Origin of the sequence: Asaia krungthepensis NRIC 0535 (genome assembly GCF_025995175.1) — a bacterium.
Taxonomy (GTDB): domain Bacteria; phylum Pseudomonadota; class Alphaproteobacteria; order Acetobacterales; family Acetobacteraceae; genus Asaia; species Asaia krungthepensis.
Genome location: NZ_BAPV01000034.1, coordinates 1 through 11,183, shown reverse-complemented (window position 1 = coordinate 11,183; position 11,183 = coordinate 1). Strand labels below are relative to the sequence as shown.

Genomic DNA, 11,183 nt, shown 5'->3' with positions numbered 1-11,183 from the left:
GTCCCGTGGCCATGCCGGGCACAGTCGGCAATCCTTCCTTCAACTTACCCCAATACGGCATGAGTGCGTCCTGGGAAGTCGATCTCTGGGGTCATGTCCGGCGCCAGGTCGAGGCCGCAACTGCGGCTGTCCAGGCGACGCAGGACATGCAGCGCGACGTGTTGGTCTCGCTTATGGCCGAGACCGCGCAGGACTATCTCGATCTGCGCGGCGTGCAGGCGCAGATCGCAATCGTCGAGCGCAATATCGACACCGCGCGCCATAGTGTCGATTTGACGACGATGCGCTTCACGCAAGGCGCCTCCACGCAACTCGACGTGGCGGATTCCCGTGGTCAGCTCAGCGGATTCCAGTCGCGCCTGCCGATCTTGCGCGCACAGGAAGTGCATCTGATCAACGCGCTGAGTTTTCTGGTAGCACGTGAGCCGGGAGCGCTCCGAACACAGCTCGGCACGCCGGCACCGATACCGCCGGTACCCGATACGGTGCCCGTCGGTCTGCCGTCACGACTGGCGGAGCGTCGGCCCGACATTCGCATGGCAGAAGAACAGTTGCATGTTGCCACCGCCAGCATTGGCGTGGCTGTAGCGGATTTCTTTCCGCGCATCACCCTCTCCGGCAGTCTGGACGTGCAGGCGCTGCAGTTCAGCGGGCTCGGCTCCTGGGCCTCGCGGCAATATGGTTTCGGCCCGACCATGACGCTGCCGCTGTTCGAAGGCGGCCGCCTGACGGGGCAGTTGCGCCTGCGCCGTGCGCAGCAGAGGGAAGCGGCGATAACCCTTCAGCGCACCATCCTCAAGGCATGGCAGGAAATCGACGATGCCATGGCTGACTTCTCGGCCGCCCAGCAGCAGCGTGACCGCCTGAGGGAGACCGTGGCCCAGAACGAGATGGCCGTGCGCCTCGCCCAGTTGCAATATGTGCATGGGGCGTCAGACTTTCTGAATGTGCTGACACTACAGAACGCGCTTCTGACAAGCCAGAGTCAGCTTGTGCAATCGACAACGACGGTTTCGGTTTCTGTGGCACGTCTCTACCGCGCACTCGGTGGAGGCTGGGAACCACAATATCCTGTCGCTACGACGCAGCAGGCGGTTCTAAAATCAGCCAGCGATAAAAGGCGGGAGGGATGATCACGGTACGACACCCTGACGAGCTGGCTCATATGGTCAAACAAGATATCACAGTTGGCGATCATTTTTCGTTTGGGAACTGTAGCGACCATGCATTCAGGCACTGGGGGCGAATAGGCGTGACTGAACCGATCAAACTGAGGACCGACGTGGCCCTTAGGCTGGGACGCGAAACTGCTGTCGACATTGGAACTTTTGTACTTGATGATACGGTTATAACGACGACAAATGGGGCGGACAGCGCCTGTCTGAGGTCCGGCGACTGCCTGGTCCTTAGCGCTGGTGCAGACATAATGTTGGGGACGTGGGCAGCCAAAGGTGACCCGGCTGTGTTGTTTTCGCTCAAGCTGATGTCCGAAGAGGAAGGCTGCATGTCTGATGTCGGCTTGCGCCACGTCAAAAGTCGCTCTTGGCAACACATTGCTCTGCGCGCCAGTCGCTTTTTGGTTGATGATCCAGAGGAAACAAAGGCGGGACAACGAGGTGACTCACTGGCCCTAACGATAAGGCCCCCTGTCTTGCCCCTCGCTGCCCGCGAACTGACAAGCACTATCCCGACCTATACGTATCGGTACACCTGCGCGTTCGGTATAACAGATCGGGCGCAGATACTTGGGCACGAAGCGGACCTGGGGAGCAGTAAAGCAATCACAGGATACACAACATGGGTCACTTACGCATTCGAAGCATCCGCCGTTATCATTTGTGATCACGACAGACGGGCGAGGATTCAGATATGAAATTATGCCGTTACGGAGAGCCGGGAAAGGAATTACCGGGCCTGGTGGATCAAGCTGGCCTATTGCGAAGCTTGACCGGTGTAATCGAGGACGTCTCGCCGTCCGTATTAGCCCCTGGGCGGCTAGCCGAATTGGCTGCTATCAATCCATCAAGTCTACCCTTGGTTAAGTCTAATCCCCGCCTGGGTATTCCAGTTTCAGGAGTCGGAAAATATATCTGCATTGGACTTAACTACCGCGATCACGCGGCAGAGGCGGGTCTTCCTTTTCCTGCAGAACCTATCATATTTCTCAAAGCGATTACTGCTTTGTCGGGACCCAATGACCCAATCATAATGCCCCAAGGCGCTACAAAACTCGATTGGGAAGCCGAACTCGCCATCATAGTCGGTACGCGCGCACGGAATGTGACAGAGGAAGAGGCACTTGGCTATGTCGCGGGCTACTGCATCGCCAATGACATTTCCGAGCGTGCTTTCCAAATGCAATCCAGCCAATGGGACAAAGGAAAGGGCTGCGATACATTTGGGCCGCTCGGCCCGTGGCTTGTCACGAAAGAGGATGTACCTAGACCTCAGGAGCTGGATATCTGGCTGGACGTAAACGGGTGTCGCATGCAGACAGGTAATACTCGCGCGATGATTTTCTCTGTGGCGCAGATAGTCGCCTATGTCAGTCGCTATATGACTCTAATGCCGGGCGATATTATCGCCTCCGGTACCCCAGCCGGAGTGGGTATGGGGATGAAACCCGAGCCAATTTATCTAGGGCCTGGAGATATTGTTGAACTTGGCATTGGGGGACTAGGTCAGCAGAAGCAATACGTTATGCGGTGAACAGCTGAGCTGCTCAAATTAACCGTGTCTGACAGGTTATTCGGGAAATGCAGCGCCTATCTCGAGGGTAAGAAAAACGCACGCAGGGTGCATCAGCAATATCCGATTCTAGGATTGAACAATGTTGACGCTTTCTACGATGGATGACGTGTGGGCGTGGCATATGATTTCCGCAGTCATATATTGATGAGATAAATCATACCCCCATTCCGAAAGTCAGATAAGGTCAGTCCCCCTCTCTGGTCGCACGAGCGTCATAGCTCAATTACCTCCCACCCTGCCACTCCTTCGGCAGACGGGAGGAGAGAATGGCATGTAAAGTGCGCATTATCCTCGGATCCCCCGAGCGGACCCCTCGTGTTGTATGATGCTATTTCTTGTGCGGGCTGTTACGCTACCGCAGCCCCCATACCTCGCCATTCTATCAGCGGAAACTTGCCATGAAGCTGCGCACAAGAGGTGACGGAATTTCACGACGTGTCACCAGAGAAGCCACGCATACCGCTTCATCACCATGGACTTCGACATAGGAAACACCGCGTATGTTGGTTGAGGTGAGCAGATTTGGAATGAGGCCGCATCCTGCCCCGGCAGCGACCATCGGGGCCAGAGACAGCAGGTCGATATCGTAATTGGGGTTGATGTTTCGTGTGCTCTCGGGCGGAAACAGATTAACCATCATGTCATTGAAATATTTATTGCGCGACTTTGATGGTATTAAAACATACTCTCCATCTATATCATGAATATTTCGGTAATGTTTCTTTCTGGTCGAATAGGAATCGAGGGTTACTGCATATAGTCGTTCTCTGAATATGATCTTGTTTATAAGATTGTCATCGTCAGTCTCACCCCAGATCACAGCGATGTCGATAGTCCCCTCTTTGAGCATCATGATGACATTCTCATTGCAGTCATGCTTGAGGTCGACAATCACTCTAGGGTCGAAAGACCTTATCGCCATCACCGATTTGATGAAACGGTCCAAGCTGTGTAGGCCGTCTGAAATCCCTATATTTATTCTATATTTATGTTCTCGTCTTGATTTTTCAATAATATTTTCCATTACGTCGAATTCGGCTATAATCCGGCTCGCCTGCCGACTTAATACCGAGCCAAATTCAGTAAGACTCATCCCGGTGCGTGATCGAGTAAAAAGGTCGAACCCGACTTCCCTTTCTAGAGAGGCAATCTGTCTGCTTAAGGGCGGTTGCTCGATGTGCAGATGCCGCGCAGCACGGGTCAGGCTCCCGAGCTGCGCCACAGTCACGAACGATCGGAGTCGCCTTAGATCTATACCCATCCGGTATGCCTATAATAACAAATTAATATGATGATATGATGTCACATACTTACTGCCAATATCATTGGGTAGGAATCACGACATGCATACTGCCCTGAACGCTTTGTGCAGGAGGCGGCCACATGGGCATTGTCACTGTAGTTGGTTCATCGATTCTGACCGTCCAGGTCACTATCGACGGTGCCCGGATGGAAAGTCTGGCATCCGCTTACGCGCAGCAGATCTCCGATGCCGCGAGCGCCTGGTCGTTTGGATCGATCGATCTCGGCAGGGGTTCGAACATGGTATCGAACCTCACCACGGGCACGACGCAAGGAGCGCCATCCGTAATTCGTACCAGGATGTCGATGCAAGAGCCGGTATGCGACGAAGGCGGCGAGGCAAAAGACAGAGAAGACGGTTGGGACGCGGGTTCGATCTGACGCTTGATCGCCGCCGATCAAAAACGACTGCTTTCGTCGTCCCGACGTTGATCAGGTGGGAGACGGTTGGTAGGCGCGGAAGCGGCGACCTCTAAGAAACCAGAATCTCGATGAGCGGATGTTTAACTTAATCAGGTAAAAGCGTAGCATTGCGATCAGCAGGGACACAACAACACTGATCGTCTTCTGCTCCCATGATTATGCTGGCATAAAATGAAGGGCTGGATTGGGCCCTTTAGCTATACAATCTGCCCCCTCTCAAATGACCAAGCCCCAGCGCAGACACAATGCTGCATACAGAACTGCGTATGAATTCACATAAGATTGGCTTATTGGTAGCAGCCAAACCCGCCACAACAATGCTATAGTTGGAAAATGGACGTCACAGCGTACGACTGAGGGTATGACGAACTCCACGCCACGCTTGGTAAGTTTGCCCAGTTCGCCCTTCCTGCTTTAATATATGTGTATGCGGATTCTTCCAAAGGTAGGACGATTCTCTTTACGATTTAAAATGAAGCAGCTAACACCTTTGAATGAAGAAAAATTTGTCTCTTGCGGCGTGCGCAACATTTTCATGTCTTTTCTCGACAGCGATAAATCCAATTGAGGGTTTCGGTTGTGAATCTGATTTTCTAGAGTTTTTAGCGCAGGTCTTTTGGGCAGCGTGGATATTTCAGACGAGCTACCTGTTACTGCAACGAATCTTACACACGCCCTTTTGTTGAGTATCGTGTCAAAATAACGACAGGCGTATATCCAACAACCCCTACGGAAAACTAAGTAAACCTTGACCCAATTACGTTAATATCAGGCTCTAAATCCGCAGAAATAAGCGAGAATACAATGGTGTAGTGATATAAATTATGCTATTTGCGTTAGAGAGCTAATTCTTATACTGAGTTGTATACCAAATTATATTTATACTTATAAATATATATAATAGATTTTTATATTATATCGTACCCCGCTCTGTGAAGTGAGAAAGATACACAGGCGGCTACTATTGCTCCAAAGTCTGTTTAGAGTTCTTAGGAGAAGTGTGTCTATGGGCGAGTTTGGCGTCTATGGCGACGGAGGTCAGAACACATGAGGGTTCGGCGCAGCACTCATGGTCTCTCCCGAGGCTCGCTCGACGACCTGTCGGCAGGTAGAACTCGGCAGCCACAAAACTGACCACCCAGCTATCTCGACGGAAATATGCTGCTCGCCGCCCAAATTTTGCCCCGACGTATCCCTGATTATCGCATGCAAAGCCTTCATTCCCCACTTTCTGCCGATCAAGTGTCAACTCGACGTCGAGGCTGATGCGAAACAGGAACCGGCGCGCCAATCCCAAAATTACGCAGAGTCCGTGCGCTTGTGTATGAAATGGACTGGGAGCATCCGTCTGCCCCGACGAACCAAATAACGTACCGCGTTGCTCACCTCGCGTGGCCGGCCCATACACCCCGGTTCAGGCATCAAAGACGCGTTCCGCGCCTATTCCTCGTTCGTGGTGTTAGACAGATAGCGCTTTCTCTTCCGAGCAATCCTAGTCGTTCAAGAACTCTGCTCTGGGATCAGAACCCCGTGCTTGATGCGCACTCTGCTGACTTTTCCAAACAGACCTCAGGAGAATGAGAAGTGTTGCAAGTTTTAAAGTTGGTTGATCACGACACGCCCAAACTCTCCTAAAGTGGTGAAAAACTCATTTAGAGCCAATATAAATATAAGTATTCCAACAATTGTTTTCTGCTCCTCTAGGAAAACATATATTTTGCTTGGTGTTTCTGTATATATATTGCCATTTTTGTGACGTATCGATTGGACAACACACATAACAAAGAAAGTTATCGAGACCATAGCCAAAGATATCCGGTGTATATAATGCACCTTACTACCCTCAATTAGAATATCTATCGCTTTGATAGATAGACAACCCATACCAAATGATACAACCAATATTACACAATATCCCGTCCAATGATACTTTGCGGTTATTCCGCGAAATCCTCTCTGTGATATCTCGACGACCTCATAGTAACTGACAACCGCTGCGAGAATTAGGAATATTACATGTATAGATATATGGCACACAAGAATATTACCTATGTAGTGATATAAACCACTATAATGTATCATCAAAATTATATTATCAAGTCAGACTTACCCACATTTTATCATTCAGCATTGTTTATAATCAAAATATGTCGTGGATCATAGATCCTCGGTACGGTTTCAGAAGGATTTTGAATGCAAAGATAGTCTGACTGCCGCGCGAGAATTAGCATCGGTTTTGTAGTCTGATTTGAGAAGAAGATCGATCAGCTCGAAATGCTTTCTCCGCTCGGGAATCGAATGAGAATTTCGGCGAAAAGGCGGTGCAGGCACTGGATCGATGCGGGCCGAACTTCTTCTGGGGCGCCCGCGAACAAGGTCGTATTTCGGACCAATCAACGCCATTTCACGCCCATCCTTTATACTTCCGATAAGATCAATATGAAAATGGAAGTAGGTTGCCGCATAGGGCTAGGGAGCGGAATGTCGGCTTTCGGGAAAATCATGGCTATTCAGACGTCGAAAGCACTTTCGCTCGCGAAATCTAGCAGACCCCTGGGATCTACTTTGTAGACACCAGGAAGGGCGATTCATGCACGGAACCGTACGCAAGTGGGGCAATAGCGCCGCCATACGTTTGCCGTCGAGCATTCTCGAAGCCGTCCGACTGAAGATCGACCAACCTGTCGATGTCCGGGAGGAAGACGGGCTGATTATCATTCAACCTCTCCGTCGGGAGAGCCTTTCTCTGGAGAGCCTAACGGCGGGGATTACGAATGAGAACCGCCACGATGAGATGGACTTCGGGTCTTCAGCTGGCGGCGAAATCTAGTGATACCGGAATGGGTGCCGGACTGCGGTGACATCGTATGGCTTGAATTCGACCCTCAGGCGGGTCGTGAGCAGGTCGGGCACCAGCCTGCCGTCGTACTGTCGCCTGCTTCCTACAACTCAAAGTCAGGCATGATCGTCTGCTGTCCCACAACTACGCGCATCAAAGGCTACCCGTTCTAGGTTCAACTTCCGGGGCAGCCTGCGAGCGTTGTATTGTCTGATCAGGTTAGAAGCCTCGACTGGAAAGCCCGCCGCGCCAAGATGGAGGGAAAAGTTACGAGGATCGAGCTTGAAGCGGTCCGTGAGCGGGTACGCCTCCTGATCGACTAGTTGGGGGGGTAAACGGAATGTCGGTTATCGGGAAGGCCTGACCGGAAACTGCCATTCGCAGCGTTCAAGTTCATGACGGCTTCCGACCAATGCCAGACCCAGGGCAAGATCGAGCGCTGGCACCAGACCTTGAAAAACCGCATCCTGCTGGAAAATTACTTCCTACCCGGGGATCTGGAACGCCAGATCGAGGCATCCATCCAGCATTATAACCACCAGCGCTACCACGAGAGCCTCAACAACGTGAAGCCCGCTGACGCCTTGGTTCGGTCGGGCTTCAGCCATCATCAAACAGCGCGAAACGATCGAACGGAACACATCGCTCATCGAGGCTTACAAAACTGCGCAATCGCCGCTTAAACGTAGCCTCCAGACGAGGCTCGCTCTTCGCTATCTCATGCCAAGAAATATGCCAAAGGTCCTAACGACGGACACCCTCCTCACCTCTTCTTTCCGCTGAGCTTCCTTGAAACCGCCCCGGTCACCCCCATGCCTATGATGCCGGGACCGGCTCCGTTGACCGCCACCGCTACAGTTTTGGTCAGCGTCCTAGTGTAGTCCCTGACATAGATGCTTTTGAACCCCGTCGAAGAGAAAGCTGGCGCGCGCATGTGGCTGGACACATTTTGCTTCACGCTGACACGTTTCGTGCCGACCGTTGTTCTGGACGAGGAGCGGGCAGACGCCACCAGCGAGACGAGAAGAATCGTGACGAGTGGTATCGATAGAAACGTCAGGCTCAACAAAAGGAGCGCTTCCTGCACGCCGGAAGCGCGGAGGCCGACCCGGACGCAGGTGATGAGCGCCAGGACCGAAAAGGCCGACACCAAGCACTCTAGGTCGTGGGGCCCGGCTATAATCTCGCCCGTTCCAATCATGTGGATGTGAGACAGCGTAAAGAACATGCCGAAACTCAGGATGATTTCGACAAGCATGTTTTTCACGGTATTAAAAAGGGCCAAAAATCCGAGAGCTAGGAAAGCAATGGTCAGTATGACATCGAGAACCGGTATCACCTCTACGATGGCGGATATTACCGCACCAAACAGAAATCCTTTCATGATGTCGTAAAGGATTCCTCCCCTTATTGCCGATACGACAAAATAGATTAGCGAGGACACGAAAACGCCCGCGACAACGAGAAGATAGCGGTCGGGGTTGACATAGACGTAACGCATCGCCCCAAGCAGGACGCCGAAAGCCAGTAGGGCCGTCATGCCGGCCCTTGCCGGGGATGGTTCTGCCGTCATTTCCAGCGTGTCTGACATGGGACGCCTTTGCTTTCCGTTTTGCTGTCCCTAGGAACCGGGATTTGAGAAATAAATGTCATCGGTCCGCCGTCTCAGGCGTCGCGACTTTGACGAATGAACTGGTAGGCCTCATTGATTTCCTTCGAGCGCTCTTCGGCCAGCACCCTGAAATCATCACCAAGGCTCGCCATTCTGTCGGGGTGATAATCCGAAATCTTGCGGCGATAGGCGGCCCTGATGTCAGCAGCAGATGCGTCCTCGCGAACATCTAGGACAACATACCATGGCCGACGTTCTCGCCTGGCCTTGCTGCGCACGGCGTCTTCGCGCTCTTGCCGTTCCCTGCTTTTCTGCTCCCTGCGGACCTGCTCGTCACGCTTCTTGCGAGCGGCTTCGTCGGCATTCGCCTTTCTCTGACGGCGGCTTTCCTCGGCTGCGTCCCATTCATGCCGTCGCGCTTCTTCCTGGCGGCGCGCATTCTCGGCGCGGGCGGCCTCATCGTGGGCCTGCTGGTTCGGGCCCGCCTGGCCCGTCCTGGCCTTCCTCTGGGTCGCCACGGAAGGCCTGAGCAGCCTCGTCACGAAACCAAGAATACGCGAGACAACCACATATCCGATGACGGCGCAGACGGCCAAGCCAGCAATGGACAGAATGTCAGTCCCAATCATGATGACATACCCATAAACTTGGTGCAGCCTCGCGTCACTGACCGTCCCCGGTCTTCTTGCTACTCCCGAAAATGGCTTTCTTAACACGCGTAAGCACCGCGGCGACCGCACCAACAATCGCCACGAAGGCAGCCTTGATGCCAAGCACGCCTGCAACTTTCGCAATGCCTGCCAGCAAGGCAGCGAAGAGACCCGTCTTCACCGCGACCGCCGCCGCGCCGCCGCCAATGAGCCCCATAAGCCCATATTTGGCCAGCTTGTCGCCGGACTGATATGCGCTGTAACGACTGCCAGTATCAAGAGACAGCCCCCCCATGACGGTGTTGAAATCCTGAATGTCGGATGCGAAGCTCTGTGGGGACGTCACGACGATAGCCCGGAAATAGCCGGTCCTGGTCAGGAAGCGGGTGTTGAGGTTGTCCGTGATATCGTTACCCGAACCGAACCGGTATGCCCACTCCAGACGCTTCGTGTATGTGTTGAACTCGGGTCGGAGTTCCCAGCCTTGCAACGGAAGGAGCGGTAGCCCCTTCTCCGCCCGAACCTTGTCTTCCGCCTCGCTATTTGTCCGCTCGTTTGCCAGAAGGGCGTCTGCGTCGATAGATTCGTCATCCTTGACGTGACCGACGTCGTTATATTCTAGGACCGTGAACCAGCTCTTGCTGTCCGCGAGGGGCTTCAGGATATAAATCTGGCCATCAGGTCGGGGATTGCCCTCCAGCGCAATGAAATCATTGGCGTCCGGCGATGTAAGTGCGGCGTATCCGGCGGGAATGGGGAGGCTGGCCATGTCGGCCAGCCGCAGCTGGCTCGGCCCCGTAAGCCAGTGCTTGGCCGCTATTTTTGCCGCCGAGCTGTCCGGCGCGGGTGACTGGTCGGATGACGGCGTTGAGTCCTGGGCCTGCGCCGGTGCTGAAAACAAGGCGCCGACCAGAACCACGGCAGTCAGGAATAAGTGACGTAAATAAAGCCGTCGAGCAATCAAAAAACCCACCACCCTGCAAGCCATCCCATTATTCCGAGAACTGTTTGTTACAATGTCACGTCCCTATCACGTCGACTTCGTAATGACCAGCAAGTGCCTCTCTCGTTTCCCCTTCAAATGGAGATGTCTCCCTCGGACACCGAGGACCACCACGTCCCGTCTTTCGACAGCGCGATGTCGACGACAAGCCACGGATTTAAGGCCGGATTTTCCGGACCACCACGCCTCAGGTATCCCACAGGGTTACAAGTTACGAGCGTGCCGGAGGCATCGCGATACTGATGCCCGACATGCATATGTCCGCAGGAGCGCGGCACCCATGGCCAGGAGGTCGTCGCGGTTCGAGGCGAAGCCGGCATTGACTGGGCCGTCGCTGTATCGGGCGGCAATGCCGCGCAGGGATGCCAGGTGGTGTCTCACGACAATCGTCGGATCGGCATGCGGCGCACCGAGTTCGCGGGCGAGAAACGCACGGCTGTCCTCATGGCGGCGCGCGGCCTCGGACGCAGTAAACCCGCCAGGCCCGTCGGTGACCCCGTCGGCACCCCGGATAAACCTGCTGTCGTTAAGTGCGCGCTCGACGAGGCGTCCATGGAATTCCGGACGTCCGTACAGCCTGCAATCCGTCCAGAGCGTCGAACC

Annotated in this window: 10 protein-coding genes and 3 pseudogenes; 6 read left to right on the top strand and 7 right to left on the bottom strand. The window is 53.7% G+C overall.

What is annotated here, in order from left to right; genetic code table 11:
* Both AA0535_RS10980 and AA0535_RS10975 read left to right on the top strand, forming a co-directional pair.
* Positions 1-1,133: TolC family protein (locus AA0535_RS10980; RefSeq protein WP_264816188.1), on the top strand; the 1,133-nt coding region annotated here is incomplete at its 5' end.
* Between the two features lie 736 nt (positions 1,134-1,869).
* Entirely contained in the window at positions 1,870-2,709 is an 840-nt protein-coding gene (locus AA0535_RS10975) for a fumarylacetoacetate hydrolase family protein (protein ID WP_264816186.1), read from the top strand.
* 424 nt (positions 2,710-3,133) lie between these two features.
* Here the strand turns inward: AA0535_RS10975 and AA0535_RS10970 are convergent, their stop codons facing one another.
* Positions 3,134-4,012: a LysR family transcriptional regulator gene (locus AA0535_RS10970; protein WP_264816184.1), complete on the bottom strand. Its 879-nt coding sequence runs from the start codon at positions 4,010-4,012 to the stop codon at positions 3,134-3,136.
* Positions 4,013-4,134: 122 nt separating this feature from the next.
* On the opposite strand from AA0535_RS10970, the gene AA0535_RS10965 reads away from it, so the two are divergent.
* Entirely contained in the window at positions 4,135-4,434 is a 300-nt protein-coding gene (locus AA0535_RS10965) for a hypothetical protein (protein ID WP_264816183.1), read from the top strand.
* A gap of 1,258 nt (positions 4,435-5,692) precedes the next feature.
* Here AA0535_RS10965 and AA0535_RS10960 read toward each other — a convergent pair.
* Both AA0535_RS10960 and AA0535_RS10955 read right to left on the bottom strand, forming a co-directional pair.
* Positions 5,693-5,967: pseudogene (locus tag AA0535_RS10960) on the bottom strand (transposase); the annotation flags it as partial.
* A gap of 687 nt (positions 5,968-6,654) precedes the next feature.
* The gene (locus AA0535_RS10955; protein WP_264816182.1) at positions 6,655-6,879 is read right to left on the bottom strand and encodes a hypothetical protein; all 225 of its coding nucleotides are present in this window, start codon (positions 6,877-6,879) and stop codon (positions 6,655-6,657) included.
* Between the two features lie 187 nt (positions 6,880-7,066).
* On the opposite strand from AA0535_RS10955, the gene AA0535_RS10950 reads away from it, so the two are divergent.
* The 3 genes and pseudogenes from AA0535_RS10950 to AA0535_RS10940 form a co-directional block, all read left to right on the top strand.
* Positions 7,067-7,306 carry an AbrB/MazE/SpoVT family DNA-binding domain-containing protein gene (locus tag AA0535_RS10950; RefSeq protein ID WP_264816181.1) on the top strand — a complete coding sequence of 80 codons (240 nt, stop codon included), beginning with the start codon at positions 7,067-7,069 and terminating at the stop codon, positions 7,304-7,306.
* Positions 7,306-7,638, top strand: a pseudogene (mazF, locus tag AA0535_RS10945) (endoribonuclease MazF). The gene AA0535_RS10950 and the pseudogene mazF overlap by 1 nt, the downstream one beginning before the upstream one ends.
* Before the next feature lie 93 nt (positions 7,639-7,731).
* A pseudogene (locus tag AA0535_RS10940) lies at positions 7,732-7,998 on the top strand (integrase core domain-containing protein); the annotation flags it as partial.
* Positions 7,999-8,078: 80 nt separating this feature from the next.
* Here the strand turns inward: AA0535_RS10940 and AA0535_RS10935 are convergent.
* The 4 genes from AA0535_RS10935 to AA0535_RS10920 form a co-directional block, all read right to left on the bottom strand.
* Positions 8,079-8,906 (bottom strand): hypothetical protein, encoded by an 828-nt coding sequence (locus AA0535_RS10935; RefSeq protein WP_264816179.1) that lies wholly within the window; start codon positions 8,904-8,906, stop codon positions 8,079-8,081.
* Between the two features lie 74 nt (positions 8,907-8,980).
* Complete coding sequence (locus AA0535_RS10930) at positions 8,981-9,556, bottom strand: J domain-containing protein (protein WP_264816178.1); 576 nt, start codon at positions 9,554-9,556, stop codon at positions 8,981-8,983.
* Positions 9,557-9,590: 34 nt separating this feature from the next.
* The gene (locus AA0535_RS10925; protein WP_264816177.1) at positions 9,591-10,565 is read right to left on the bottom strand and encodes a DUF2167 domain-containing protein; all 975 of its coding nucleotides are present in this window, start codon (positions 10,563-10,565) and stop codon (positions 9,591-9,593) included.
* A gap of 219 nt (positions 10,566-10,784) precedes the next feature.
* Positions 10,785-11,183: metallophosphoesterase family protein (locus AA0535_RS10920; protein WP_373319324.1), on the bottom strand; the 399-nt coding region annotated here is incomplete at its 5' end.

Bases quoted from the DNA above. Each gene is read 5' to 3' on its own strand.
- AA0535_RS10925 (WP_264816177.1), bottom strand. From the start codon at position 10,565: ATGGCTTGCAGGGTGGTGGGTTTTTTGATTGCTCGACGGCTTTATTTA.
- AA0535_RS10930 (WP_264816178.1), bottom strand. From the start codon at position 9,556: ATGATTGGGACTGACATTCTGTCCATTGCTGGCTTGGCCGTCTGCGCC.
- AA0535_RS10935 (WP_264816179.1), bottom strand. From the start codon at position 8,906: ATGTCAGACACGCTGGAAATGACGGCAGAACCATCCCCGGCAAGGGCC.
- AA0535_RS10965 (WP_264816183.1), top strand. From the start codon at position 4,135: ATGGGCATTGTCACTGTAGTTGGTTCATCGATTCTGACCGTCCAGGTC.
- AA0535_RS10955 (WP_264816182.1), bottom strand. From the start codon at position 6,879: ATGGCGTTGATTGGTCCGAAATACGACCTTGTTCGCGGGCGCCCCAGA.
- AA0535_RS10970 (WP_264816184.1), bottom strand. From the start codon at position 4,012: ATGGGTATAGATCTAAGGCGACTCCGATCGTTCGTGACTGTGGCGCAG.
- AA0535_RS10950 (WP_264816181.1), top strand. From the start codon at position 7,067: ATGCACGGAACCGTACGCAAGTGGGGCAATAGCGCCGCCATACGTTTG.
- AA0535_RS10975 (WP_264816186.1), top strand. From the start codon at position 1,870: ATGAAATTATGCCGTTACGGAGAGCCGGGAAAGGAATTACCGGGCCTG.